The following is a 26565-nucleotide window of genomic DNA, read 5'->3' on the forward strand; positions in this document are numbered from 1 at the left end:
CGTTCAGCATCAGTCAGGTTCAGCGGCGCAAGCTTCGGACCAGGACGAGTCATACAGGAACTGTAAGCCAACCACTGACTCAGCACACTAGGCCGAGTGCCGTTCTCTCCGTTTTCTACAAGACCCGCCCCGGGCCACGCCCCCAGACTCATGCCGAGTTCCGCCGACCCGGCCGCTCGAGCCGGGAGGCACACCTCCACGTCAAAGGGGACAAGGGCATGCGTATGACGAGGAACCTTGCTGGAATCGCCGGCGGTATCGCGCTGACCGGCGGCTTGCTGGTCGGGGGCGCGGGCACCGCGAGCGCGGCGGCGTCGGACTGCCCCTCGGGCTACTTCTGCGTCTGGTCCGGATCGAACTACACCGGCCAGCGGCAGCAGGTCGCCGGGACCAACGCCAGCCTGACCCAGTACGCGGTCTTCCAGAACTTCAAGTCCTGGTACAACCACGGCGCTTCCTGCGACTTCAAGGCGTACTCCGGAACCAACTACTCCGGCGACAGCACCATCGTCCCCAAGGGGGCCAAGGGCTCCGGCAGCCAGAGCTACTACTTCAAGTCCAACAACTGGGTCAACTGCCGCTGACCGACGCGCGCGCGAGGGCTGCGCCTGACGGGGCCTCCCGGGTGCTCGGGGACGCGAATCCTCACAGAGCGACGCCGGGAGGCCCCAGCCCCGGGCGGTTCAGGGTCTCGTCCAGCGTGATGGCCGCGTCGATGAGCGCCAGATGGGTGAACGCCTGCGGGAAGTTGCCGAGCTGGCGGCCCGTCAGGGCGATCTCCTCCGAGTACAGGCCCAGGTGGTTGGCGTACGTCATCATCTTCTCGAGCACCAGCCTGGCCTGATCGGCCCGCCCGGCGCGGGCCAGGGCGTCGACGTACATGAAGGTGCACAGGGAGAAGGTCCCCTCGTCGCCGCGCAGGCCGTCGGGCGACGCCTCGGGGTTGTAGCGGTAGACCAGGCTGTCCGTGACCAGCTCGCGGTCCATCGCTTCCAAAGTGGACGTCCACATCGGGTCGTCGGGCGTGATGAACCCCACGGTCGGCATCCGCAGCAGCGAGGAGTCGAGCACGTCGCTGCCGTAGTGCTGCACGAAGGCCCGGCGGTCGGGGTCCCAGCCCTTCGCCAGGATCTGCTCGTAGATGTGGTCGCGCTCGGCGGCCCAGCGGCCGCTCTCGGCCGGCCGCCCGTGGGCGACCGCCAGCCGCAGCGCGCGGTCGAACGCCACCCAGGACATCACCCGGCCGTACGTGAAGTGCTTGCGCCCGCCGCGGGTCTCCCACAGCCCCTCACCGGCCTGGTCCCAGTGGTCCACGAGCCAGTCCAGCAGGGTGCGCAGCGAGGTCCAGCCGTGGATGTCCAGGTGGATGCCGTGCTGGTGGGCGAAGGAGATGCTGTCGAGCGCCTCGCCGTAGATGTCCAGCTGCAACTGGGTCGCCGCGCCGTTGCCTATGCGCACTGGAGCGGACCGCTGGTACCCCTCCCAGTGGTCGAGGGTCTCCTCGTAGAGGTCGGAGGAGCCGTCCACCCGGTACATGATGTTCAGCGGCCCCGAGTCGCCGTCGCTGCCGGCCTTCTCCTTCACCCGGTCGCCCAGCCAGGCGATGAACGCCCGCGCCTCCTCCGTGAACCCCAGTCCCAGCAGGGCGTACACGGAGAAGGACGCGTCCCGGATCCAGGTGAACCGGTAGTCCCAGTTGCGCTCGCCTCCCAACTGCTCCGGCAGACCCGCCGTGGGGGCCGCCACCAGGGCCCCGCTGGGTGCGTACGTCATCAGCTTCAGCGTGATGGCGGAGCGCTCGACCATCTCCCGCCAGCGGCCCGCGTACCGGGACTGGTGCAGCCACGAGCGCCAGAACTGCCGCGTTCCGGCGAAGAGTTCCTGGAACTCGGCGACGCGGATCTCGCGCGGCGGCCCCTCCGCGGCCGACTCCATGACCAACCCGCGCTGTTGCCCGGCCTCCAGCGGAAGCGTGACGCGCAGGTCGTGATCGCCGGTGAGGGTGTGCACCACCCGTTCGTCCTCCGGCTCGCGCACCACACTGAGCGTGAGCTCCAGGTCGTCGGAGGCGAACACCGCCCCGTTCTCGGTGAGGCGCAGGGTGTGGGGCTTGCGGCCGTAGTCGAACCGCGGGGCGATGTCGATCCGGAACGTCATGCTGCCGCGGACGCACCGGAGCATGCGGACCAGGCGGTGGCGGTCGGTGGCGGTCGTGCCGGTCACCGGCATGAAGTCGACGACCTCGCCGGCTCCGGCCTCCGTCATGAACCGCGTCACGAGGATCGCGGTGTCCGGCAGGTACAACTGCTTCGTGGTGTAGGTCTCGTCCGTCGGTCTGACCGTGAAACGGCCGCCCTTGTCCCAGTCGAGAAGAGCTCCGAACACACTGGGCGAATCGAAGCGCGGGCAGCAGAACCAGTCGATGGTTCCCTCGGTGGTCACCAGCGCCGCGGTCTGGAGATCACCGATCAGGCCGTGGTTCTCGATCAGCGGGTAGTCAGCCATGGGAGGACCCTTCCGACGCCACTCCCTCAGCTTAGGCGCGGCGTTCCCGGGGGGCCCGCCGGGCGGACGGGCCGCCGCTGCACCCGCCGGGGAATGGCTCTAGCATGAAGAGCACGAGCCGGACGTTCAGGCGGGAGCGGACGATGATCTCCTGGGCGGCACGCTTCCGGTTGCTGCAGTACGTCAAGGCGAGCCTGTGGATCATCCCTCTCATCGGCCTCCTGCTGGGGGCCCTGCTCGCCGAGTGGGCCGCCGGCGTGGACGGGGCGGGCTGGTGGCCGGACAGCTGGCGGTACTCCGCGACGACGGCGAGCAGTGTGCTCAGCTCCGTCGTCGGAGCCATGGTCGCGCTGCTCGGGTTCGTCGTGACGATCGGCGTGCTCGTCGTCCAGCAGGCCACCGGGACGCTGTCCCCGCGCTACATGCGCCTGTGGTACCGCGACCGCCTCCAGAAGGCCGTACTGGCCACCTTCGCCGGGACGTTCGCGTACGCCTTCTCCCTCCTGCGCAGAATCGAGTCGGACACCGTCCCCGACCTGGGTGTGACCCTGTCCGGCGTGGCCGTCTCCCTCAGCCTCGTGCTCCTGCTGATCTACCTCAACCGGTTCACGCACAACCTCCGGCCCGTGGCCATCGCCGACCTGGTGGGGCGCCTGGGGCAGAAGGTGCTCCTCCGTGCCACGCAACGCATCCACCACTCCTCGGTACCCGACGGATCCGCCCCGCCGCCCGCCGTGCGCGGTCCGGTGACCCCCGTCCGGTCCGAACGGGGCGGAGTCATCCAGGCGTTCGACCTGCCGGGGCTGATCGCCACCGCCGTCCGCCACGACTGCGTCCTCGTACTGGCCCACCAGGTCGGCGACTTCGTGCCGCCCGGCGCCCTCCTCGTCGAGGCCCACGGCTGCGGGCGGGCGCCGGACCCGCGGCGGGTGACCGGGCTCGTCGCCCTCGGCACCGAGCGCACCATCGAGCAGGATCCCGCCTTCGCCCTGCGCGTCCTCGTCGACATCGCCGTCCGCGCCCTCTCGCCCGCCGTGAACGACCCCACGACCGCCGTACAGGTCCTCAACCACATCGACACGTTCCTGCACGTGGTCGGCCGGGCCCGGCTCCGCGGCCGCTACGTGCTCGCCGACCGCGAGGGCCGGCCCCGGCTGGTGGTGGAGGGCCGCGGCTGGGAGGACTACCTGGAGCTCGGCGTCACCGAGATCCGCGAGTACGGGGCCACCTCCCTCCAGGTGTGCAGGCGGCTGCGCGCCCTGCTGGACGACCTCCTCGCAACCCTGCCGGCCGAGCGCCTGCCGGCAGTACGGGCGGAGCTCGCCCTCCTCGACGCGTCCGTCCGGCGGACGTTCACCGACCCCGCCCGCCGCGCCACCGCGCACACGCCCGACCGCCAAGGCCTCGGCGGCGGGTCGCGGCCGGGGGAGGAGCCCGACCGACGGTGGCCGTGACCGCCGTCGGCCAGCAAGGACGGCGAGCCCCGAAGCTCCTCAGACCGCTCGCTACCCCACCCTCGATCCGCTGCGTCTGGAGCCGGCTCCCAACCCCGGCCACCTACGTGGCCAACCCCCACGCGGGCTACGACCCGCTCGGCCTCAAGCCGTGCGACGAGTCAGACCCGACCTGGGGCGGTCGCGTTCGCCACAGCAGCGGTCCCCGTTCCACAGGCGGGCCAGGACTTCTGCACGCTCTTCGACCGTGGCCGTCCCACGCGTGAGGAGCGCAACACGGGCCGGAGGTCCGACCCGCTCCAGCAGAGTCAAGGGGTCGGGTGCGGTAACGCCCCAGGACCCGTTCCCGCGACGATCGAGAAGTGGTCGCTACTCTGAGGCCTGCGTGGCAGCTGACCGACCGTGCGAATCGATGTTGGCTCCGATGACCGCCCTTGACCTGCGGAAAGCGGGCAGGGAGCAGACATTCCGGGAGTTTCCACATGCTTCGTGCCATGTTCAAGTCCTACATGTGACATCTGAGTGTTTCCGCAGGTCAGCGGCGTGGCGGCGGGGCTCTGGTCAGCAAACGGTCAGCATCAGCCCCTTGGGTCGCTCACGGAGGCACAGCAGCCGGGCGGTCGCGCGTACTGCTGGCGCAGGGGCTGCTTGTCGGCGCGCCGTGACGGCTCTGCCGCGGGCAGCCCGACGTCCTCGGCGCCGCGCCCGGTTACCTGTCAGCGACAGAGGGTGCAGTTCGTGCCAGCTGCGCAGGAGGTGGCCCGACTGGATCCTTAAAAGCCGGCGGCGCTCACCCATCTCGGCCACCGACCTCGTCACGTGCGTGATGTCCGCAATCCACCGGATAGTGAGGGTGTCGACAATGCGGAGGCAACTTCCCCTCGTTCGCTCAGGGGAAACAAGCGCGAATTACGTCGCAGTCCGATCTCAATGTTCCTAGCGGCGGCAGCAGTGTTTCGCTGGGCGAGAGGAATCGAATGTGGCCGACCCGCCGGAGGCGTAGGTGTGCGACCGTCGGGTGTAGTGCGCCGACCTCCGGGCCGGGCGAAGCGGCGCACGGATGTTCTGCGCGAGTACCTGGATCGCGCGTGCACCACCGAGCTCTTGACTCCGGACAACTGCACCCGTCGACGAAGGGCAGTGGCGCGCTCTTGGGGAAGGCGAAGCGTTGCCGCCGGGACAGGCGTACTGCCAGCACGATGATTGTGGTCATGCCGCTACCGGCCTGCTGTCAGGGTGCAGGTCAGCAGGTGGTCAGCATCGGTCCCGATCATGTCCCGCCGTTGCTGACCGAATGTCGGTGGCCTCCCACCCTGCACCTGAGACTTGGCGCTTGCCCTTACCGAGGAGCGGCGACCGGTGCCTGGGAAGCCCGAGCTGCCGGGGAACACATGGGTTGCCTTCGATGCGCGGTAGTCCTCCTTCGCGTTAGTTCGTGGAGTGGTGGTGGTCAGGCCGGCTGGTCACCGAGGTAGAGGTAGCAGGCACAGTCCATGCAGTCTTCGGGGCCGCCGATAGGTAGGCCGGTGGGCAGGAGGTTGTCCTCGTACTTGCCTCGGCTGGCGCGGTAGAGGGCGAAGCCCCAGGTGTGCAGGACGCCGGTGAAGCGCAGGCGGCATAGCGGCAGCGGTTCCTCCTCGCCCGGCAGTTCCCCCGCCACGTAGGCGAATCCTGAGCGGAAGCGCACCTGGACGCGGGCGAGCTGGGGCCAGCCTTCCTTGGCGCGGACGTTCAGACGGTGGCGCAGGTGTTCCTGCATGGACTCGGGCGCATTCTTCGGCACGGGTCCATCCTGCTGGGTCACCCCCGCATACACCATGATCATCACTTTGGTCGGGGCGGCGAGGTGTGGCCGGGATGGTTGAGGCGGTCGTAGTGGAGTTGGACGAGAGGGGGCGCGAGCGTCTGATCCGACCAGCGGTTTCCCTGAAAGCGCAGGTGCGGGCGCTGCTTTGGGCGCGGATCGTGCTGGCGGCGGCCGAGGGCCTGAGCAATGGGGCCATCGCGTGGGACTTGGCGGTCAGCGTGAACACGGTCCGTAAGTGGCGCGGACGGTTCCCCGCTCTGGGCCGGGAGGGGCTGAAGGACGCCGCCCGCTCTGGCCGGCCCAAGGTATACGGGCCCCAGGTGGCGTTGGCGATCGTGGCCGCCGCCACCAGGGCGCTCCCGCACCCGGAAGCGACATGCTCGCACCGCACGATCGCCGCCCCGGTCGCCGGCACTGTCTTCGTCACCATCTCTGCCTCCCAAGTCGGCCGGATCTTGGCCGACTTGGACCTCAAGCCGCACCGGGTCCGCGGTTGGCTCACTCGCCGGGACACCTCTGACTTCTGGGACCTGTCGCGGACGTGTGCGACCTGTACGGAGACCCGCCTGAAGGGGGCGGTGGTGCTGTCCCTCGACGAGAAGACCGCGATCGCCGCCCGCGCCAGGCGCCACCCCACTCGTCACGCCAGGCCGGGCGAGCCCGCTCGCGAGGAGTTCGAGTACCGCCGCCACGGCACCGCCGCGCTGGTCGCCGCCCTGGACGTGCGCACCGGCGAGGTCCTCACCGAGATCATTGCCCGCAACAACGCAGCGACGTTCACTGCCTTCCTCGACCAGCTCGACACGGCCATCGCCCCAGACCAGGACATCCATGTCGTGCTGGACAACGGCTCCTCCCACACCGCCAAGCACACCAAGGCGTGGCTGGCCGACCACTCGCGCTGGCACGTGCACCGGACCCCGCCGCACGCCTCCTGGCTCCACCAGATCGAGCTGTTCTTCTCCGTCCTGACCCGCCGAGTGTTGCGACACGGTGACTTCTCCAGCCGCGATGACCTCATCGACAAGCTGGAGAGTTACGTCATCGGCCGCAACGAGACCGCGAAGGCGTACAGATGGAGCTATGACGGCAGCCCACTCAAGACCGCCTGATCAGACCCGAGACCCCTCCACGAACTTGCGCGGGGCAGCACTAGGCCGGATGTGGTGGCCGAGCTGACAGCGGCGCGAGGCGGCACAAGACGTTAAAGGGGAACGCCACCGACCGGTGCCGTTGTACGCTGCCGGGCTGCCGACACCAGAGCTTGTATCACTGCTTGGTCGGCACTCATCTCGGGGTGCCACTGCACGCCCAGGGCGAATTGGTGCCGGGTGCTTTCGAGGGCCTCGACTGTGCTGTCTTCGGCGTAGGCCGCGACCGCCAGGCCTGCGCCGAGGAGGTCGGCTGCCTGGTGGTGGTGCGTGGCCACCTGCCTGGTCCCCGGCAGGAGTGCGGCCAGACGGGTGCCCGGCACGGTGGTGATGGCATGTGGCGCGAAGAGTCCGAGATACCCGTTGTGGGCGTCGTGACCCACCTTCTCGGGCAGGTGCTGGATCAACGTGCCGCCCGCGTGAACGTTCATCAGCTGCATGCCCCTGCAGATTCCGAGGACGGGAATGTCACGGTCCAGACTGTTCTTGAGGACAGCGCGCTCCCAACGGTCGCGGGCGGGGACCGGAGTGCCCGCTAGTGGGTGGGGCTCGGCCCCGTACAGGGCGGGATCCAGGTCCTCACCTCCGGCGAGGATGACGCCGTCCAATCGCGCGATGACGTCCGCCGCCGCGCCCGGCGCATCGGGCGGCAGAAGGACGGCCCGGCCTCCGGCAGCCTGAACGCATGTGGCGTACGCCGCGGGGAGCAGTGCGGCGGGCAGCTCCCACTCTCCCCACCGCGCGTCGGCGAGGTAAGTGGTGATTCCAATAAGTGGCTTGCGCACGCAGCGCCCCTTTCACTTGCAGCAGTCAGATCACTGACCGTCCGCCTTAACTCCGGAGCCGGCGACAGCTGCGGGCAGCGCTGCCCGGTGGGGCGGCAGGGCTCCGTTGCACGGCACGGCACGACGGGTGCACGGGTGCACCTCGGGGGAAAGGGGACGGCCACGGCAGGGAGCGAGACGGATCACACTTTGCCCGGTGGCAGAATCCTGCTGGCGTTCCTCCTTAAGCACAAGAAATGACATCTTCCCGTTGGGTAAGCCAGGCTTAACCCATGCAGATGCCAGACCCCCGCTTGCTCGCTACCTTGGAGTCCGTGGTGCGCCACGGCTCGTTCGCCGCCGCCGCCGGCGAACTCGGCTACAGCGCCCCCGCCGTCTCGCAGCAGATCGCCGAACTCGAACGCCGCGCAGGACTAAGAGTCTTGGAGCGCCGTCCCGTGCGTCCCACGCCGGCCGGCCAGGTCCTCCTCGATGCCGAACAAGGGGTACGCTCCGCGCTGGCCGCAGCTGCCCTGGAACTCGACGCCCTCCGCGCCGGCACCTCCGGCCGGATCCGGCTCGGCGCTTTCGCCTCGGCCGCTACGAGTATCGTCCCGAAGGCTCTCGCGCAGTTGCAAACGTCGTACCCCGACGTCCGGGTCAGCCTCTCGCAGCTGGAGCCCGAGGCCGGCTACGGCCGGATCAAACGGGGAGACGCCGACCTTGCCCTGACTTATGACTACGACTTCATTCCCCAGCCGCCGCCGCGCACACTGCGCCGGACCCTGGTCGCACGGGACCCCGTCGTGGCGGTGCTTCCCGCCGGCCACGAGCTGGCCAGCCGTGAGGTCATCGACCTGGCGAGCCTGGCCGGCGAGACGTGGGTCGCAGCGCCCGAGGCCGCGCTGCGGCTGGAGCTGCTTGCCCAGATGGCCAAGACATCAGGCTTCGAGGCCCGACTGGAGTACGAGGGAGACGACTTCAACACCATCCTGGGCTTCGTTGCCGCGGGCCTGTGTGTTGCGGTACTGCCCCGCTTGGCCCTGCCCCGCGGTGTGGCCGATGTTGTCGCGAGACCGCTGGCCAACCCGGAGCTGACACGGTTCATCTACACCGTACGCCTCGACACCCGCCACGCCCCCGAAGCGCTGCTGGCGCTCGAGCGAATGCTGACAGCACAGGTCCGGGCAGTCATTGCCTGAGCCCCCGAAGCCGTTCGGCGGTGCACTCGCACATTCGACCATTTGCGAATGCATGGATCGTGGCGCCCGTCACCCAGGTCGGGTGCTGCCAAACAATCGCCCTCGGGAGGCTCCTGGGGAGCTGACCGCTGTCGTGCAGCGACGGGACGCGGAAACCTCGTGGGCATGAACGTCGCCCCCCGACATGGACGCCTCCGCGGTGGAGGAACACCGCCGACAGCCGATCACGCCGGTGGGCGGTCGACCTGGACTGGTCGACGTGACCGATCAGGACTGGCCCTGGGCATGAAGACCCGATCTCCGCCGGCCACGACCGAGTCGAGCCATGCGCCCGCCACGATGAGTATTCCCGCCGTGCCCGGCCGTCCATGCCGGCTCGCATCCCGAGGCAACAAGCACGCGCAAGAAACGGGTGGCGGCTGTGAGCGGGCGCATCATGAGGGTGGGGCGTCGGATACGGCCCTCATCGTCGAGATCGAGATACTGGGTCTCCTCCAACCGCAGGCGACCGACATGACCCGCGGCGCGCAGAACCGCGTGCTGTCCGTCCTGGAACTGTGCCTCGTAGTGGATGCCGGCGAACACTTCGAACACGCTCGTCAGGAGTTCCTCGAGTTCACCGTGCCCCCGAAACGTGAACCGGTCGGTCAGTGGCGAAACGAGCTCAACGTCCTCGGACAGAGCGGCTACTGCCGCTCTCGCATTCCCCGCCTCGCCGGCCATTCGCCAAGCTGCGACGTGATCAGTCATGCCATCCCCGCAAGGCGCTCGGCAATGACGAGAGTGCCGGGCGCTGCGCGCCCGCCCGGGCCCAGCTGGACCGAGACGCCCTCCGGATGAACCGCTCCACTGCAGCTACGACACGTGACGGACACCTCTAGGACTCGACCGTTCCAGCACATCGCCGTCCACGAGTCTGTCGAGCCGATTCTTCAGCAGTGCGCCGGACACGCCAAGGTCGCGGACCAGCTCCTCAAAAGTGTCAATGCCTAGAGAGGTGTCGCGCAGGACCAGCGGTGACCGGCAGTCACCCATCACATCCAGGGAGCCCGACAGCGAACAGTGGAACGCTGCGAATGAGGCACGAGGCGTGGCTCACAACCTAGTGCATTCATATTCTGAATGCACTCACGAACCCGTTCGGCGGCTGTTGCGCTGGGGCAGCTCCTGGAATTTCCGTCACTCACGGGGGCGAGATCCCGCACTTCGCGTGCGACCGATGATTTGGCCTGAGCTGCATCGGGCGGCAGCTGCCTCGTGGCGTGATAGTCCTTTCGGCGAGGGCGATGTCGGCACCCCACGGCGGGGATGCCAATCGCCCTGCCGGCGCCCACGGCCAGTCCGCGAATACTGTGCCGACCGACTCATGTGGTGATCAAGTGGGAATTTCCGAGTGATACCGTTGGAAAAAAATGACGGCTTAAGGCCGTGTTATGTTTGCCGGGATTTAGCGGCTGTGGGCTGCGGGTCGGCACCAGGGGATCGCCCTTGACGGAGCTGCAGCGGGTGGTGAGAGCCGTGCGCGCCTCACTCCACCGCACTGCTGTGGACTGGGACGAAGTAGGCTCCGTGGGGCTTTATCCATGACGGAAACCAGCAAGCGGCACGACCCCCGACCATGCCCGAGTAGACCTGAGGCAATGCCCGTCGCTCTGCCCCGATTCCGGGCGGGTGATAACGACGAAATGAAATGAGTGGAATGAATCGCCATCAATACCGCTGCTCAGTCCGTTGGTCCGACATGGACGTCTACGGGCACGTCAACAACGCCGTCTTCCTCACCTATCTGGAGGAAGCGCGCAGCGACATACTCGGTGGCCAGGCCGCCATAGCCGGTGTAGACACCTTCACAGCGGGCTGCGTGAGCGCGAAGCACGAGATCGAGTACAAGGCGCCCTTGGAGTGGCGCGAAACGCCGGTCACCGTCGAGGTCTGGGTTACCGGCGTCAGGGCGGTGTCCTTCAACCTCGCCTACGAGGTGAAGGACGAGGGGACTCTGTACGCGAGGGCAGCCTCCACGATGGTTCCCTACGACCTGGAGGGCAAGCGCCCGCGGCGCCTCACCGAGGCTGAACGCGCCTACCTCACAGGTTTTCTGCCGCAGCAATGACCGCTTGACCGAGCCGGCCGGCGTCACACCCGCATGGGCGACGACCGCCGACCACGCCCGAATGGCCCCGCTGAACAAGCGCCATCGTCATCCCGTGATGCCGGGCAGGGAATAACGACGTAATGAAATGACTCAAATGACACCCGGCTGCTCGGCTTGGAGGCGCGACCTCGCCGTTCTCAATCCGTCTCCGCCCCGAGACTCATCGATCGTGCCGCGGGACGAGTAGGTCACAACCTCCGATGAGGCGGGAAGTCTGACCCGCCTCACTCGCACAAGAAAGAAACAAGAAGAATCGCTTCCGCACAACTCAGGCGGCGCAATACCCGAACACGGATGCAGGCTTCCGGAAGCTGATCATAGCTGCACGTTTTGACAAGGATGTGGTGGCTTCACTGGAGCCGAACGCCTGCTGACTACGCAGCGGTCTTCGAGCCGGAGTTCGCGGCCAAAGCCCAGAAGATGTACGAAGAGTGGATCTGGTCCAAGCCCCCCACCACGCTTGGCGTCGACCCTGAAAAGACCGAAATCAAGGTGGCGAAGGCTACCACGGACGCCATCAGAGATTGGCCGAATGAGGTTAGCGAAGAATTCCCCGGTGGATACGAGAGGGTGGCCCCTCACCTCAAACCGGGAACGACGATCTACCGGTGGAAATATTTGGAGCCAGGCGAAGTACTCGGTAAGGCGTACGACGGAATGGCACACGTCAATGGGCGCTGGGTGTGGTTCCCGAAGCCGTGGCGCGTCCTCGACTAGCCTGACCCAAAGACCGTGTCCACGTGGCGAGGCGCCATTGGCCTCGGTCTGGGGCGGGGACGTCCTACGCGCTGGTCGGTGGTTGCGCCTGGCGGGTGCCCGGTGCTTCGGGCGTCTGCGATCAGTCCGCCCGGGGCGGCTCGGGGCGCCCGGACCGTCGGCGGCGACGAGGGGATCACGGCAGGCAGCGTCCGGAGGTCACGATGCGGCGGTGAGGGGAGGCGGCCCGTGCTGTGGGCTGCGCGTTGATCAGGCACCTCATCGACTCCATGGCCTGGGTGGCCGATCCGCGGGCGGGCCCGGTCGACGCGGTCGGCTCACACCCCGCTGGTGCGGCAGGCTGGGGTATGGGCCGCTGCCCGTTGATGTCGCCTGCGGCGGTGCCGAGTTGGTGGAGCCTGTTCTGTCAGGCCGGCTCCGCTCTGGGCGTCGGCTGCAGCGCGGTTCCGGGCCCGCCGGACAGGCGAGAGACGGGGGTCTACCGCGCGCATAGTAAGCATGGCTTATCCAACACAAAGGTGTCTTTACTTGCGCTTACTTCTGTGCGATTGCAGGATTCTGCCGCGGGCAGGGAGCGTGAGTCGCACGTGCCACCTGCCGCAGCCTCACCACTCGGCCGTTCCCGCACTGTCGGCCGTCAGCCGCGGGAGTCGCCATGGGTGACGGCAACTACCTTGGGGGAGTGGTGACTTGGGCTGGGTCCTCTTCATCGGAGCGGACGGGTGCAGGCACCTCGTGAGTGCGTGGGGACCAGTTCTGCCGGACCGTGTCGGCGGCAGGCGTCGGGCAAGCAGTGAGTCCTGCCTGTAGCCGAGAGTAGTCATCGACGCCTGGTGGGCCGCTCCCAGTCTGTCTCGTGACGAGGGGCCGAACCAGCAGGCGAGGAGACGGCTTGCCGTGCCGGTTGCCGGATTGATGCGATCTGTCGCCGAATTCTCCAAACAGTTGAGCGTTTGGCCTCTGCTGTTCACGCTTTACCTGTCAAGTGCCCGGAGGCACGGTCCTCGGGCTCCACCGATTCAGAAGCGAGTCGAGCATGGTGCGTGTCCGTTCATCGTTGGCACAGTTGCCCGCCTATGTCCCGGGCCGCAAAGTGCCCGGCGCGGTAGTGCTGGCCAGCAACGAATCCCCGTACGGGCTGTTGCCCGGTGTAGCCGCAACGCTTACGGAGCTGGCCGGCGGTATGTCGCGCTACCCCGACCTGAGCGCCACCGCACTCGTGCAGGCGATAGCCGGGCACCACGAGGTCGAGCCGGAGCGGATCGCGGTGGGCGCCGGATCCTCGGAGGTATGCGGACAGCTGCTGCACTCGGTCGTCGGCTTCGGCGACGAGGTCGTCTTCGGATGGCGGTCCTTCGAGGCCTATCCGATCCTCACGGCGGTGGCAGGCGGTACGGCGGTACGGGTCCCGCTGCGCGACCATGCGTTGGACCTCGACGCCATGGCCGCGGCGATCACCGACCGGACCCGGCTGGTCTTCGTCTGCAACCCCAACAACCCCACCTCCACCGCAGTCGGAGAGCGGGCGCTCCTCGACTTCGCGGACCGTGTCCCACAAGACGTGCTGATCGTCGTCGACGAGGCCTACCGGGAGTACGCTGATCCGGAACTGGTCCCAGACGCCCTGGCCCTGCTCGGCGACCGGCCGAACGTCGTGGTGCTGAGGACGTTCTCCAAGGCCTACGGACTGGCGGGACTGCGCGTCGGCTACTGCGTGGCGCCGCCGTGGATCGCCGCTCATGTGCGCAAGACGCAGGTACCGTTCAGCGTCAGCGCCCTCGCCCAGGAGGCCGCCGTCGTCGCCCTCGGCGAGCGCGCGGAAGTCGCCCGGCGGGCCGCCCTCACGGTCGTCGAACGGGAGCGCGTGACCCTGATGTTGCGTGCGCTCGACTTCGAAGTCGCCGACTCTGAGGCCAACTTCGTGTGGCTACCGCTCGCCGACGAGAGCGCTGACTTCGCCGTCCACTGCCTTGGGGGGCACGTCGTGGTCCGCCCGTTCCTCGGGGAAGGTGTCCGGGTGACGATCGGACTGCCGGAGGAGAACGAGGCTTTCCTCCATCTCGCCGCGACCTGGAGAGGCTGAAGGCCGTGCGCCCCAGTCCTTATGAGCGGCATCGCGAACTGCTTCAGCAAGCCGTGCGGGCCCTCGCCGCCGGTGAATGCCGGCGGCCCTTCACGGAGGCGACCGGACAGGATGCTGCCGACGCGGGTATGAGATCGGTCCGAACAGCTGTGAAGGTCTTCGACTCCCTGCTGGGACGGCCCTTCGAGCTCGACCAGCCCGGCGAGCTGGGCCGGGTGTGCACCGAGTCCTCGCCATACGGTATCGGCATGGGCATCCGCTATCCGCGATGCGACCCCGCAGCTCTGGTGGCGGCTGCCGCCCAGGCGACGGCCGGGTGGCGCGCCGCCGGCCCCCACCGACGCGCCGGGCTGGCCGTGGAGATACTGCGCCGGCTGAACACCCGCAGTCATGAGCTGGCCCTTGCGGCGCAGCACACCACGGGGCAGTCGCCGCAGGCGGCGTTCCGGTCCGCGGGGCCGCGCGCCCAGGACCGTGCGCTGGAGGCCGTGGCCCTTGCCTTCGCGGAATCGGAGCGCGTTCCGGCGGACCTGAGTTGGGAGAGCGGTCAAGGGACCCAGGGGAGCGGGCAACCGTCGCCGATGCGGGGCACCAGCACACTGGTGCCCCGCGGAGTGTCGCTGCTCATCGGTTGCCCCGACTATCCGCTCTGGAACGGCTACCCGGGTCTGTTCGCCAGCCTGGTGACCGGCAATCCGGTGATCGTCGCCCCGCATCCGCGTTCCGTGCTGCCGCTGGCCATCACCGTGCGCGTCGCCCGGCAGGTGCTGGTGGAGGCCGGTCACCCACCGGACATCGTGACCCTGGCGGTGGCGGAACCAGCGGAACGGCTACACGAGCGGCTGGCCACGGACCCGGCGGTGCGCATCGTCGACTTCACGGGCTCGGCGCAGTTCGCCGGCTGGCTGAAGGAACACGCCCGCCAAGCCGCCACGTTCGTCGACCGGACCGGCCTGAACACGGTGATCGTCGACTCCACCGGCGACTACCGGGATCTCGTGCGCGGCCTCGCCCACTCCCTGTGCCGGTGCAGCGGCACGGTCCGCACCACGCCGCAGAACATCCTGGTGCCGACGACGGGCATCGCGACCGACCAGGGGCGCAAGAGTCTGGGGGACTTCGGCGCCGACCTGGGCGAGGCCGTGGACCGGCTGCTCGGGCATCCCGCACGTGTGGCCAGGCTGCTGGGCGCGATCGCCAGCGATACCGTGCGGGCGGGGCTGGCTGAGGCCACGCGGTACGGCACCGTGCTCCATGCCTCCGGAGCGCTGCGCCATCCGAACCATCCGGGCGCCGATGTGCGCAGCCCCCTGCTCGTCCGGCTGGCGGCGCAGGACGAACGGATCTACGCCAGGGAATGGCCGGGGCCCGTCTCGTTCCTTGTCGGTACCGACTCGACGTCGCACAGTCTGGCTCTCTTCCGCCGCACGGTGGGCCGCCACGGGGCGTCGTACGCCACGGTGCACTCGACCGACCCGCTGGTACTGGCAGTCGCCGAGACGGCAGCACTGGACGCCGGGGTGCATCTGGTGCAGAACCTCGCAGACGACTTCCCCGCGGACCCCTCCTCGGCAGGCGCGGACCTGCACCCCGAGGGCGCCCACTTCGTCACCGGGCGGTTCCGGGTGGTGCGGTCTCGGCAGCATGCGGCCGGGACCGCCCCGACTCCTGTCGTGGAGGCGGCCCCGAGACCGACCCCCATCGGGGCTGCGGAGTCGCCTCGGGCTCCGGCGCCGGACGCGGGTTCTGCCGCGCTGGTCGACGTCTGAGTGACCTAGCAGTCAGGCAGTCCAGTGCGTCCCGCGTCCCCGCACCTCGTCGAAGACCAGCCAGGTGCGGGTCGAACGCACTCCCGGTACCGCCTGGATGCGCTCCAGCACGACCCGGCGCAGCACCGAGTTGTCCGGAGTGCGGACCAGCACCAAGACGTCGAAGTCGCCCGCAACGAGGGTGACATGCTCGACGTAGGGGATCTCGCGCAGTTCCCGGGAGGTGTCCCGCCACGCATTCTGATCGATCGTCAACGTCACGTACGCGCTCGTGCCGAGGCCGGCCCGCTGCGGATTCAGCTGCGTGCTGAAGCCCGTGATGACCTCCTCGGCCATCAGCCTGTTGATACGCGTGTACGCGTTGGCGCGCGAGATATGCAGCTTGTCCGCGAGCGCCTTGATCGACACCCGGCCGTCGTCGAGGAGCCCGGCCAGGATGTGCCTGTCGGTGTCGTCGAGCCGGACGGCAGTTCGTCCGGTCATGGACTCCGCAGGTGTGTTTTGCTCGGACACTTTGCCCTCCTAGAGCGCGTCGTTCGGCAGTCCGTCACTGGTTCCCCTGAAACCTTGAACAGATAGTCCGCACTGGCGACGATACTCGCGTCAAGTGTCCAGAGAAAGCGAGTGGCCCCCATGCCCGTGAAGAACCTTCGCCAGACGGTCCAGGGCCTCCTGCCGTCCCTCACGCCGGTGCGGTTCGTGGCCGAGGACGGCACGCCAGTGGCCAAGCCCGCGCCCGGCTACACCGAGCCTGCGCCGGAGGCGCTGCGCGAGGCCTACCGGCGGATGGTCGTGGGACGCCGGTTCGACACCCAGGCCACCGCGCTGACCAAGCAGGGGAGGCTCGCGGTCTACCCGTCCAGCCGCGGCCAGGAGGCCTGCCAGATCGGCGCCGTGCTCGCGCTGCGCCCGGACGACTGGCTGTTTCCGACCTACCGCGACTCCGTCGCCCTGGTCGCCCGGGGCATCGACCCCCTTGAGGTGCTGACGCTGCTGCGCGGCGACTGGCACTGCGGATACGACCCGGCCGCCACCCGCGTCGCCCCCCAGTGCACCCCGCTGGCCACTCAGGTGCTGCACGCGACCGGCATGGCGGAGTCGTTGCGGCGCACGGGCGGAGACGGTGTGGCGATGGCCCTCGTAGGTGACGGTGCCACCAGTGAGGGGGACTTCCACGAGGCGCTGAACTTCGCTGCCGTCTTCCGCGCGCCGGTCGTCTTCTTCATCCAGAACAACAAGTATGCGATCTCCGTGCCGGTGGCCCGGCAGTCCGCGGCCCCCGCCCTCGCGTACAAGGGCATCGGACACGGGGTGCGTTCCGAACAGGTCGACGGCAATGATCTGGTCGCCGTGCTGGCTGTACTGACCGCGGCGGTCGAGCATGCCCGTACCGGGCACGGACCGGTCCTGGTCGAGGCGCACACCTACCGCATGGACGCGCACACCAACGCCGACGACGCGACCCGCTACCGGGACGCGGCGGAGGTCGAACGATGGAGCGCTGCCGACCCGGTCAGCCGCCTTGAAACGTACCTGCGGGCCCGCGGCACCCTCACCGACGAGGACGTCGCGGCGGTGCGGGAGGAGGCCGAGACCCTGGCGACAGAGCTTCGCGCGGGCATGAACGAGGAGACCGTGCCCGACCTGCTGGAGCTCTTCGACCACGTCTACGCCGAGCCGACTCCGCAGCTGCGCGAACAGCGCGCCCTGCTCGCGGCCGAGCTGGCCGAAGACGCCGCTTCCCCCGCACTCGACACCCAGGAGAACTGACGGCCATGGCCAAGATCACGATGGCGCAGGCGCTGAACACCGCACTGCGCGACGCACTGCGCGAGGACGAGCGCGTGCTCGTTTTCGGCGAAGACGTCGGTCCGCTCGGCGGCGTCTTTCGGATCACCGACGGGCTGACCCGCGACTTCGGCGAACAGCGCTGCTTCGACACCCCGCTGGCCGAGGCCGGCATCGTAGGACTGGCCGTCGGCATGGCGATGGGCGGCTTCCAGCCCGTGGTGGAGATGCAGTTCGACGCCTTCGCCTATCCGGCCTTCGAACAGATCGCCTCACACGTCGCCAAGCTCCGCAACCGGACCCGGGGGCGGCTCGCGCTGCCGATCGTGATCCGAATCCCCTATGCGGGCGGCATCGGGGGAGTCGAGCACCACTGCGACTCCAGCGAGGCGTACTACGCGCACACCCCGGGCCTGAAAGTCGTCACCCCGGCGACGGCCGAGGACGCTTACTGGCTGCTGCGCGACGCCATAGCCGACCCCGACCCGGTGGTCTTCCTGGAGCCGAAGAAGCTGTACTGGTCGAAGGAGGACGTCAACCTCGAGCGGCGCGGAGCGCTGCCGTTCGGGCAGGCGGCGATCCGGCGGAAGGGCCGCGACGCCACGGTCGTCGCGTACGGGCCGTCGGTGCCGGTGGCCCTGGCCGCGGCCGAAGCGGCGGCGGCCGATGGCATCGAGCTGGAGGTCGTGGACCTGCGCACGCTGGTGCCCTTCGACGACGAGACGGTCACGGCATCGGTACACCGGACCGGGCGCTGCCTGGTCGTCCAGGAGGCCCAGGGCTTCGCCGGCGTGGGGGCGGAGATCGCCGCACGGGTGCAGGAACGCTGTTTCCACTCGCTGGCCGCGCCGGTCCTGAGGGTGGCCGGCTTCGACATCCCGTATCCGCCGCCGAAGCTGGAGCACGCGCATCTGCCCAGCGTCGACCGGATCCTCGACGCCGTCGACCGTCTCCAGTTCGGCGACGCGCCGGACACCCGGCATCTGCTGAAGGGAACGGCCGCATGAGCACCGCAGCGCTTCAGGAGCAGCTGTTCCGGCTGCCCGATCTCGGCGAAGGGCTGACCGAGGCCGAGATCATCGAGTGGAAGGTCGCGGTCGGTGACACGGTCACGATCGACCAGATCGTCATCGAGGTCGAGACCGCCAAGGCCGCAGTTGAGGTGCCGGTCCCCTACGCGGGCACCGTGCTGCAACTGCACGCGGAGGCGGGTACGGCGCTGGAGGTGGGGAAGCCGCTGATCACGGTGGGTACGCCGACTTCCGGCCGGCCCGACGGCGCGGGGGAGGGCCCGGGCGCCCAGCCTCCCGTCGATTCGACGTCGGCCGACCCTGCGGCTGAGCGATACCAGGAGGAGGAACAGGCCGGGTCCGGCAACGTCCTGATCGGCTACGGCACCGGCCACGCCCCGGCACCGCGTCGCCGCCGCCGACGCGGGGGCGCCGCGACGGGAGGCGGCACTGCTGCCGAGGCGGCGCCGCCCGGAGAGCTGCACGCTCCCCGGGTCATATCCCCCCTCGTACGCAGGATGGCGCGGGAACACGGGATCGACCTCGCCGCGTTGGCGCCATCGGGTCCCGCAGGGGTCGTGCTCAGACGAGATGTCGAGCAGGCCGTTGGGCGGGCCGGCCAGCTGGCGACGGACCCCGATACCGCACCGGTCACCCCGGACCGGCAGCAGTCGGCGGACTGCGCACCGCACGCTCGGCCGGCGCCGGCCGGCCCTGAACGCATCCCGCTGCGCGGAGTCCGCCGCGCGGTCGCGGACAAGCTCTCCCGCAGCCGCACCGAGATCCCCGACGCCACCACCTGGGTCGACGTGGACGCGACCAGCCTGCTCCAAGCCCGGAAGGCCATGCAGGCCGCAGACCCCGGCCGCCCCATCGGGCTGCTGGCCCTGCTCGCCCGATTCTGCATCGCCGGACTTCACCGCTTCCCGGAGCTGAACTCCACCGTCGACACCGAGCGGCGGGAGATCGTCCGCTTCAGCGAGGTGCACCTGGGTTTCGCCGCCCAGACCGAACGCGGCCTGGTGGTCCCCGTCGTCCGCGACGCACAGCGCATGACGACCGCACAACTGGCTTCCGAGCTCGCCCGGTTGACCGGGCTGGCCCGCGACGGGGCCCTGCCGCCCGACCGTCTGACCGGCGGGACCTTCACCCTCAATAACTACGGCGTGTTCGGTGTCGACGGATCCACGCCCATCATTAACCACCCTGAAGCCGCTCTGCTCGGCGCGGGCCGCATTGTGGACAAACCGTGGGTGGTGGACGGCGAGCTGGCCGTCCGCAAGGTCATGCAGCTCTCCCTCAGCTTCGACCACCGGGTCTGTGACGGCGGTGTGGCCGGCGGGTTCCTGCGTTTCGTTGCCGACTGCGTGGAACGCCCGGCGATCCTGCTCGCCGACGTCTGATCCAACCCCGCTTCCCCTGCGTCCGCCTGGACGCCTCACACCCATCAACCTACCGAACGTTCGGCCAGGAGCTCTCAGTGCCCACCGACCAGAATCCCGACTTCTTCGTCCGCCACGCGGCTCTGCTCGACCAGGCGGTGGAGTGTGCCGCCGACCGCACCTACTGGACGCCGTACCCGGAAACCCCCAGCACCTCTGTGTACGGACCAGAGGCATCGCGGCTGGGCGAGGCCGCCTTCCAAGGCCTCCTCGGCCGCCCCTTCCGCATCGAAGGACATCCGAGCACCGGCACCGTCCCCGCCACCGAAGTCTCGCCCTACGGCTTCCCGCTGGGCATCAGTTACCCGTACCTGCCGCCCGAGGTGGCCGTCGCGACGGCCAAGTCAGCCGCATCGGCATGGCGCGCCGCGAGCCCGGACACCCGGGCCGGCGTCGCCGCCGAGATCCTTGCCCGGCTGAACGAGGCGGCCTTCGAGATCGCGTACGCCGTCCAGCACACCACCGGCCAGCCCTTCACGATGGCGTTCCAGGCCGGCGGTCCGCACGCCCAGGACCGAGGCCTCGAAGCGGTCGCCCACGCGTGGAACGAGCAGACACGCCATCCGGTCGCGGCCCGCTGGAGCAAGCCGCAGCGCAAGGGCGGCCCACTCGTCATGGACAAGACCTTCACCACCGTGGGACGCGGTGTGGCAGTGCTGATCGCCTGCAACACCTTCCCCACCTGGAACGGCTATCCGGGACTGTTCGCGAGTCTGGTCACCGGCAACCCGGTGGTCGTCAAGCCTCATCGACGTGCCGTGCTGCCACTGGCAATCACCGTGCGGATCGCCCGTGAGGTGCTGGCGGAGGCCGGCTTCGATCCGGACGTGGTGCTGCTCGCCGCCGCGAAACCCGACGAGCGCACCGCCCCCGCCCTGGCCACCCACCCCGATGTGCGCATCGTGGACTACACCGGCTCCAGCGAGTTCGGCGACTGGTTGGAGACCAACGCCCGCCAGGCCGCGGTCCACACCGAGAAGTCCGGACTCAACACCGTCGTCGTGGACTCCACGGACGATTACGCCGGTCTGCTGCGCAACCTCGCCTTCTCCCTGTCGCTCTACAGCGGCCAGATGTGCACCACCCCGCAGAACATCCTCGTTCCCCGCAACGGCTTCCCCACCGACCAGGGGCGACGTACGGCAGACGAGTTCGCCGCCGACCTCGGCGCCGCCCTGCACAGGCTGCTCGGCGACCCGGCCCGTGCGGCCGCCACCCTCGGCGCGATCGTGAACGACGGTGTCCTGAAGCGCGTGGCGGAGGCGGCGGAACTCGACCGTGTCGCCCATCCGTCGAGGCAAATCACCCACCCGGACTTCCCGGACGCGGCCGTCCGTTCCCCGCTGTTGGTCCGGCTAGAGGCCGAGACCGACGAAGAGACGTACACGAGCGAGTGGTTCGGGCCGGTCTCCTTCGTCATCGGTATCGACTCCACCGCACACGGCCTGCGTCTCCTGCACGACACCGTACGGCGCCACGGCGCGCTGACCGCCTCCGTGTACGCCACCGACGAGGGTGTGCTGGAGGCGGCACGAGCCACCGCGTTGGAGGCGGGCGTGAACCTGTCGGAGAACCTGACCGGTGCGGTCTTCGCCAACCAGTCCGCCGCCTTCAGCGACTTTCACGGCACTGCGGCCAACCCCGCGGCCAATGCCGCCCTCACCGACCCGGCGTTCGTCACCGGACGCTTCTCGGTCGTCCAGTCCCGGCGCCATGCACCCACAGAGGAGCACGCCGATGCGTGATGAAGAGGTCTACCTGATCGATGGGGCCCGCACTCCGCTTGGCCGCCACCGAGGCGCCCTGGCCTCCGTACGCCCGGACGACTTGGCCGCCCTCGTGGTCGGCGAGGCGGTACGTCGCTCGGGCATCCCGGCCGACACCGTGGACGAGGTGATCCTCGGCGCCGCGAACCAGGCGGGCGAGGATAACCGGGACGTGGCCCGGATGGCCGTCCTGCTGGCCGGACTGCCGGACACCGTGCCCGGATATACCGTCAATCGGCTGTGCGCGTCCGGGCTGACGGCCGTCGCCTCGGCCGCCCAGGCGATCCGTGCGGGGGAGGCAGACCTGGTCGTTGCGGGCGGAGTGGAGTCAATGACCCGTGCCCCCTGGGTGATGGCCAAGCCCGGCACGCCCTGGGCCCGGCCCGGTGAAGTCCACGACACCTCCCTGGGCTGGCGCTTCACCAATCCGCGCTTCCCGGCCGCGAGCACACTGTCCATGGGCGAGACCGCCGAGGAGGTCGCCGCCCTGGACGGCATCACCCGCCTTGAGGCGGACACCTTCGCGCTGAGGAGTCACCGCAGGGCGGAGGCCGCCCAGAGGGCGGGCCGCTTCAAGGAGGAGATCGTCCCGGTGCCGGTGGCGGACGGCGAGGTAACCCAGGACGAGGGGCCTCGGCCGTCCACATCGCTGGAGAAGCTCGGCGGACTGCGCACGTCCTTCCGCAGCGGCGGCATCATCACCGCGGGCAACTCCTCGCCGCTGTCCGACGGGGCCGCTGCCATCGTGGTGGCGAGTTTGGCGGCGGTCGAACGATACCGGCTCACCCCCCGGGCCCGCGTCGTCACCGCCGCCTCGGCCGGGGTCGAGCCCCGCCTGATGGGGCTCGGGCCCGTGCCGGCCACCTTGAGGGCGCTCGGCCGGGCGGGCTGGCGGCCCGACGACCTGGACGCTGTCGAGGTGAACGAGGCCTTCGCCGCCCAAGTGCTGGCAGTCGTCCGCCGCCTGCAGCTCGACGAGGACCGCGTCAATGCCGACGGCGGCGCCATCGCCCTCGGACACCCGCTCGGTTGCTCCGGCGCCCGCATCCTGCTCACCCTGCTCGGACGTATGGAACGCGAGAACGCTCGACGGGGACTGGCGACCATGTGTGTGGGGGTCGGGCAGGGCGTGGCGATGCTGGTGGAGCGCGTATGAGCACGCGGGAGGACACGGCGTACGAGACCCTGCGGGTCGAGGCCGGCACGGACCGGGTCGTCGTGACCCTGCACCGGCCGGAGGCTCGCAACGCCATCAGCAGCGGCATGATCGCCGAACTGCATCGCGTGTGCGAGGGCCTGGAGCGCGCGCCGAGGCTGCTGCTGCTCACCGGGCACGGCGGGGTCTTCGCCGGCGGCGCCGACATCGCTGAACTACGGCGGCGTGGCCGGGAGGAGGCGCTGCAGGGAATCAACAGCCGTCTGTTCGAGCGGGTACGCAAGCTGCCCCTGCCCACCGTGGCCGCGGTGGACGGCTGGGCACTGGGGGGCGGTGCCGAGCTTGCGTACGCCTGCGACATCCGGATCGCCGGGCCAAACGCCGTCTTCGGCAACCCCGAACCTGGCCTGGGCATCCTCGCCGCCGCCGGGGCCTGCTGGCGGCTGCGGGAGCTGCTTGGCGAGTCGGTGGCCAAACAGGTCCTGCTCGCCGGGCGGAACCTCGACGCACCTGCCGCGCTCGCCTGTGGGCTGGTCACGGACGTCGTACCGGCCGAGCGGCTGAACGCCGAGGCACACGCCCTGCTGGACCGCATGGCCCGTTCCTCGGCGCTCGCCCTGCGGCTGACCAAGCTCGTCACCGACGCCCCGGGTGCCCATCCGGTGGCTGACGACCTCGCCCAGGCCGTGCTGTTCGAGGGTCGCGACAAGGAGGAGCGCATGACGCGATTCCTGGAGAAGAACGAGAAGAACGGAGGCCGGGCATGACCTCGGCATCAGCACCGCCCGCCGTCGTGGGGGTGATCGGGGGCGGCCGGATGGGGACCGGTATCGCCCAGTCCTTCGCGGCCGCAGGGTCGTCCGTGGTCGTCGTGGAACACGACGAAGCGGCCGCGACCGTCGCGCTGAATCGCATCGCCGCAGGCCTGAGGCAGGCCGCCGAGCGCGAGGGGCCCGGCGGATCCGCTACCGGTGAGGCACTGGATCGGGTCACCGCCGTGACCTCGATCGCCGAACTTCCCGCCGACGCCGATCTCGTCGTCGAGGCGGTACCCGAAGACGCCGCGCTCAAGGCCCGGCTGCTCGCCGCCGCTGAGCGGGCCGTGGGGGAGCGGTGCGTACTCGCCACCAACACCAGTTCGCTGCCGGTCACCGAACTCGCGGCGGCCCTGAAGCGGCCGGGACGCCTTCTAGGCATGCACTTCTTCAACCCGGTGCCCGTCTCCGCGCTCGTCGAACTGGTCCTCACTCCCGACACCACCGGGGAGACCCTGACAGCGGCGGTCGGCTGGACACACGCCCTGGGCAAGCAGGAGGTCGTCGTCCAGGACTCGCCGGGATTCGCCAGCAGCCGTCTCGGCCTGGCCCTCGGTCTGGAGGCCGTCCGCATGGTCGAGGAGGGGGTCGCCGAGCCGGAGGCCATCGACACGGCCATGCGCCTGGGATACCGGCACCCGATGGGGCCGCTGCGCCTCACCGACGTAGTAGGTCTCGACGTACGGCTGGCCATTGCCGACCACCTGCACAGGACGCTCGGGGAGCGGTTCGCCCCGCCGGCATTGCTGCGGGAGAAAGTCGCCCGCGGCGAGCTGGGCCGCAAGACGGGGAAGGGGTTCTACTCATGGCCGTGACCGATGGTGCGCCCACCGAGGCTCAGGAGCCGGGCCGTCGCGCCCGTCACGGGGTCGCCTACGACGTCACCGATGCCGTGGCCGTCATCGAGCTGCGCGGTCCCGGGAGCGGCAACGCGCTCGACACTCATATGCGCAGCGCCCTCCTCATGGCGGCACGCCGCCTGACCACGGACACCGCACGCGGTGTACGGGCTGCCCTGATCACTGCCCGCGGAAGGCATTTCTGCGTCGGCCAGGACCTCAGGGAGCACGCCCGGCAGCTGAACACCGCGCCCGAGGCGGCCTTCGAGAACCTTCCCAACGACTACAACCCGCTGCTGAAGGAGCTGCATGGGCTGCCGGTCCCGCTCGTCGTGGCCGTCGAGGGCGCGTGTGTCGGGGCTGGGCTCGGCATCGCGCTCTGCGCGGATCTGCGCGTCGCCGCCGAAGGAGCCCATTTCGCGACTGCCTTCACCGGCATCGGCCTGGCCTCCGACTCGGGGGTCGCCCGCGGCCTCGCCCGCCAGCTCGGCCCTTCGCGGACCGCAGGACTCATGCTCCTCGGAGACCGCTTCTCCGCACAGGACGCCGAACGCTGGGGGCTGGTCCACCGCGTCGTGGCGGACGGCTCGGCCACGGCTGAGGGGCTCGCCGTCGCCCGCTCCCTCGCAGGCGGACCCACCGCCGCCCACCGAGAGATCAAGGCACTGCTGCGGTCCGCGGCCACCGCCACGCTGCCGGCCGCGCTGGAGCGCGAAGCCGTGATCCAGCGCCGGCTCGGCGCCACCGAGGACCACCGCGAAGCCGTCACGGCGTTCCTCGAACGCCGCAGCCCGGCGTTCCGCGGCCATTGACCCACTCATCGAGTACGACGGGACACGCATACCCCATGAACACCCCCACCGTCACACCATCCGGGCCCCAGGGCGCCGAGGCCACCTTCGAGGACACCATCGCCCGCGACCAGCGCATCGAGCCCCGGGACTGGATGCCCGACGGCTACCGCACCACGCTGATCAGGCAGATCGCCCAGCATGCCCACTCCGAGATCATCGGTATGCAGCCGGAGGGCGAGTGGATCACCCGGGCACCCTCGCTGCGCCGCAAGGCCATCCTCTTCGCCAAGGTGCAGGACGAGGCCGGGCACGGGCTGTACCTCTACTCCGCGGCTGAGACCCTCGGGGCGGACCGCACGGACATGACGGCGCGTCTGATCGACGGCCGCCAGAAGTACTCGTCCATCTTCAACTACCCGACCCAGACCTTCGCCGACGTCGGCGTGATCGGCTGGTTCGTTGACGGCGCGGCGATTTGCAACCAGGTGCCCCTGTGCCGTACGTCGTACGGCCCGTACGGGCGCGCCATGGTCCGCGTGTGCAAGGAGGAGTCCTTCCACCAGCGGCAGGGGTACGAACTCCTGCTGACGATGATGCGCGGCACCGACGAGCAGCGGGAGATGGTGCAGGACGCGGTGAACCGCTGGTGGTGGCCGTCGCTGATGATGTTCGGCCCGCCGGACGCCGACTCGCCCAACTCCGCGCGATCCATGGCCTGGAAGATCAAACGGCACTCAAACGACGAACTGCGACAGCGGTTCGTCGACATGACCGTGCCGCAGGCCCAGAAGCTCGGCGTCACCCTGCCCGACCCCGTCCTGCGGTGGAACGAGGAGCGCGGTCACCACGACTTCGGCGCCCCCGACTGGGACGAGCTGAAGCGCGTGGTCTCCGGCGACGGGCCGTGCAACGCCGAGCGGATTGCCCGGCGCCGGGCCGCCCACGAGGAGGGCGCCTGGGTGCGGGAGGCGGCCTCGGCCCATGCCTCCAAGCAGGCGACCCGGGTGCGTGAAGGAGCGGCGGCATGAGCGGCACCGACCGGACTTCCGCCGGCGGACCCGTCCGCATACGGGACGAGTGGCCGCTGTACGAGGTGTTCGTCCGGGGCAAGCGTGGACTGAACCATGTCCACGTGGGCTCCCTGCGGGCGCCCGACGACGCGATGGCCCTTGTCCACGCCCGCGACCTGTACACCCGGCGCAACGAGGGCGTGAGTGTCTGGGCCGTGCGGTCCGACTCCATCGCCGCCTCCACCCTCGCCGAGAAGGATCCCTTCTTCGCGCCCAGCGGCGACAAGGTCTACCGGCACCCGACCTTCTACGACATCCCCGACGACGTACCCCACATCTAG

The 26565-nt window shown here is 69.4% G+C and carries 23 protein-coding genes and 1 pseudogene; 20 read left to right on the top strand and 4 right to left on the bottom strand.

Annotated features, from left to right (window positions below; translation table 11 throughout):
- The first annotated feature begins 218 nt into the window (after positions 1 to 218).
- A complete protein-coding gene (locus tag ACFYP3_RS32395; protein WP_388840455.1) occupies positions 219 to 584 on the top strand; it encodes a peptidase inhibitor family I36 protein in 366 nt (121 codons plus the stop codon).
- A 61-nt stretch (positions 585 to 645) separates the two neighbouring features.
- Here ACFYP3_RS32395 and ACFYP3_RS32400 read toward each other — a convergent pair whose 3' ends face one another.
- A complete protein-coding gene (locus ACFYP3_RS32400) occupies positions 646 to 2505 on the bottom strand; it encodes a glycoside hydrolase family 15 protein (protein WP_388840458.1) in 1860 nt (619 codons plus the stop codon).
- Positions 2506 to 2609: 104 nt separating this feature from the next.
- On the opposite strand from ACFYP3_RS32400, the gene ACFYP3_RS32405 reads away from it, so the two are divergent.
- Both ACFYP3_RS32405 and ACFYP3_RS32410 read left to right on the top strand, forming a co-directional pair.
- Positions 2610 to 3959, top strand: coding sequence for a DUF2254 domain-containing protein (locus ACFYP3_RS32405; protein ID WP_388840461.1), 1350 nt, complete (start codon positions 2610 to 2612; stop codon positions 3957 to 3959).
- Positions 3960 to 3996: 37 nt separating this feature from the next.
- A pseudogene (locus ACFYP3_RS32410) lies at positions 3997 to 4180 on the top strand (hypothetical protein); the annotation flags it as partial.
- Positions 4181 to 5409: 1229 nt separating this feature from the next.
- Here the strand turns inward: ACFYP3_RS32410 and ACFYP3_RS32415 are convergent.
- Positions 5410 to 5742: a hypothetical protein gene (locus ACFYP3_RS32415; protein ID WP_388840463.1), complete on the bottom strand. Its 333-nt coding sequence runs from the start codon at positions 5740 to 5742 to the stop codon at positions 5410 to 5412.
- Between the two features lie 155 nt (positions 5743 to 5897).
- Between ACFYP3_RS32415 and ACFYP3_RS32420 the strand changes: the two genes are divergently transcribed.
- The gene (locus ACFYP3_RS32420; RefSeq protein ID WP_388840466.1) at positions 5898 to 6878 is read left to right on the top strand and encodes an IS630 family transposase; all 981 of its coding nucleotides are present in this window, start codon (positions 5898 to 5900) and stop codon (positions 6876 to 6878) included.
- 92 nt (positions 6879 to 6970) lie between these two features.
- Here the strand turns inward: ACFYP3_RS32420 and ACFYP3_RS32425 are convergent, their stop codons facing one another.
- Positions 6971 to 7702, bottom strand: coding sequence for a gamma-glutamyl-gamma-aminobutyrate hydrolase family protein (locus tag ACFYP3_RS32425; RefSeq protein ID WP_388840468.1), 732 nt, complete (start codon positions 7700 to 7702; stop codon positions 6971 to 6973).
- A gap of 278 nt (positions 7703 to 7980) precedes the next feature.
- Between ACFYP3_RS32425 and ACFYP3_RS32430 the strand changes: the two genes are divergently transcribed.
- The 6 genes from ACFYP3_RS32430 to ACFYP3_RS32455 all read left to right on the top strand — a co-directional run bounded on the left by ACFYP3_RS32430 (position 7981) and on the right by ACFYP3_RS32455 (position 15604).
- Positions 7981 to 8883: a LysR family transcriptional regulator gene (locus ACFYP3_RS32430; protein ID WP_388840547.1), complete on the top strand. Its 903-nt coding sequence runs from the start codon at positions 7981 to 7983 to the stop codon at positions 8881 to 8883.
- 285 nt (positions 8884 to 9168) lie between these two features.
- Positions 9169 to 9723: a hypothetical protein gene (locus ACFYP3_RS32435; RefSeq protein ID WP_388840470.1), complete on the top strand. Its 555-nt coding sequence runs from the start codon at positions 9169 to 9171 to the stop codon at positions 9721 to 9723.
- 859 nt (positions 9724 to 10582) lie between these two features.
- Positions 10583 to 10993, top strand: coding sequence for an acyl-CoA thioesterase (locus ACFYP3_RS32440; RefSeq protein WP_388840472.1), 411 nt, complete (start codon positions 10583 to 10585; stop codon positions 10991 to 10993).
- Between the two features lie 381 nt (positions 10994 to 11374).
- Positions 11375 to 11752 carry a hypothetical protein gene (locus ACFYP3_RS32445; protein ID WP_388840475.1) on the top strand — a complete coding sequence of 126 codons (378 nt, stop codon included), beginning with the start codon at positions 11375 to 11377 and terminating at the stop codon, positions 11750 to 11752.
- 1036 nt (positions 11753 to 12788) lie between these two features.
- A complete protein-coding gene (locus tag ACFYP3_RS32450) occupies positions 12789 to 13835 on the top strand; it encodes a histidinol-phosphate transaminase (protein WP_388840478.1) in 1047 nt (348 codons plus the stop codon).
- Entirely contained in the window at positions 13823 to 15604 is a 1782-nt protein-coding gene (locus ACFYP3_RS32455; RefSeq protein WP_388840550.1) for an aldehyde dehydrogenase family protein, read from the top strand. The genes ACFYP3_RS32450 and ACFYP3_RS32455 overlap by 13 nt, the downstream gene beginning before the upstream one ends.
- Positions 15605 to 15616: 12 nt before the next feature.
- Here ACFYP3_RS32455 and ACFYP3_RS32460 read toward each other — a convergent pair whose 3' ends face one another.
- The gene (locus tag ACFYP3_RS32460; RefSeq protein WP_030302939.1) at positions 15617 to 16087 is read right to left on the bottom strand and encodes an Lrp/AsnC family transcriptional regulator; all 471 of its coding nucleotides are present in this window, start codon (positions 16085 to 16087) and stop codon (positions 15617 to 15619) included.
- Positions 16088 to 16237: 150 nt separating this feature from the next.
- Here ACFYP3_RS32460 and pdhA point away from each other — a divergent pair, with 150 nt between their 5' ends.
- The 10 genes from pdhA to paaB all read left to right on the top strand — a co-directional run bounded on the left by pdhA (position 16238) and on the right by paaB (position 26565).
- Positions 16238 to 17374 (top strand): pyruvate dehydrogenase (acetyl-transferring) E1 component subunit alpha, encoded by a 1137-nt coding sequence (gene pdhA / locus ACFYP3_RS32465; RefSeq protein WP_388840481.1) that lies wholly within the window; start codon positions 16238 to 16240, stop codon positions 17372 to 17374.
- Positions 17375 to 17379: 5 nt separating this feature from the next.
- Positions 17380 to 18399: an alpha-ketoacid dehydrogenase subunit beta gene (locus tag ACFYP3_RS32470; RefSeq protein WP_388840484.1), complete on the top strand. Its 1020-nt coding sequence runs from the start codon at positions 17380 to 17382 to the stop codon at positions 18397 to 18399.
- On the top strand, positions 18396 to 19805 hold the full coding sequence (locus ACFYP3_RS32475; protein ID WP_388840487.1) for a dihydrolipoamide acetyltransferase family protein: 1410 nt from the start codon (positions 18396 to 18398) through the stop codon (positions 19803 to 19805). The genes ACFYP3_RS32470 and ACFYP3_RS32475 overlap by 4 nt, the downstream gene beginning before the upstream one ends.
- Before the next feature lie 77 nt (positions 19806 to 19882).
- On the top strand, positions 19883 to 21589 hold the full coding sequence (paaN, locus tag ACFYP3_RS32480; protein ID WP_388840490.1) for a phenylacetic acid degradation protein PaaN: 1707 nt from the start codon (positions 19883 to 19885) through the stop codon (positions 21587 to 21589).
- A complete protein-coding gene (locus ACFYP3_RS32485) occupies positions 21582 to 22766 on the top strand; it encodes a thiolase family protein (RefSeq protein ID WP_388840493.1) in 1185 nt (394 codons plus the stop codon). The genes paaN and ACFYP3_RS32485 overlap by 8 nt, the downstream gene beginning before the upstream one ends.
- Positions 22763 to 23533, top strand: a complete 771-nt coding sequence (locus tag ACFYP3_RS32490; RefSeq protein ID WP_388840495.1) for an enoyl-CoA hydratase/isomerase family protein — start codon at positions 22763 to 22765, stop codon at positions 23531 to 23533. The genes ACFYP3_RS32485 and ACFYP3_RS32490 overlap by 4 nt, the downstream gene beginning before the upstream one ends.
- Positions 23530 to 24396, top strand: coding sequence for a 3-hydroxyacyl-CoA dehydrogenase family protein (locus ACFYP3_RS32495; protein ID WP_388840497.1), 867 nt, complete (start codon positions 23530 to 23532; stop codon positions 24394 to 24396). Before ACFYP3_RS32490 ends, ACFYP3_RS32495 begins: the two co-directional genes overlap by 4 nt.
- The gene (locus ACFYP3_RS32500; RefSeq protein ID WP_388840500.1) at positions 24387 to 25232 is read left to right on the top strand and encodes an enoyl-CoA hydratase/isomerase family protein; all 846 of its coding nucleotides are present in this window, start codon (positions 24387 to 24389) and stop codon (positions 25230 to 25232) included. The genes ACFYP3_RS32495 and ACFYP3_RS32500 overlap by 10 nt, the downstream gene beginning before the upstream one ends.
- Before the next feature lie 35 nt (positions 25233 to 25267).
- Positions 25268 to 26242: a 1,2-phenylacetyl-CoA epoxidase subunit PaaA gene (gene paaA, locus ACFYP3_RS32505; RefSeq protein WP_388840503.1), complete on the top strand. Its 975-nt coding sequence runs from the start codon at positions 25268 to 25270 to the stop codon at positions 26240 to 26242.
- Entirely contained in the window at positions 26239 to 26565 is a 327-nt protein-coding gene (gene paaB / locus ACFYP3_RS32510) for a 1,2-phenylacetyl-CoA epoxidase subunit PaaB (RefSeq protein ID WP_030830736.1), read from the top strand. Before paaA ends, paaB begins: the two co-directional genes overlap by 4 nt.

The organism is Streptomyces sp. NPDC005533, assembly GCF_042871845.1.
GTDB lineage: Bacteria > Actinomycetota > Actinomycetes > Streptomycetales > Streptomycetaceae > Streptomyces.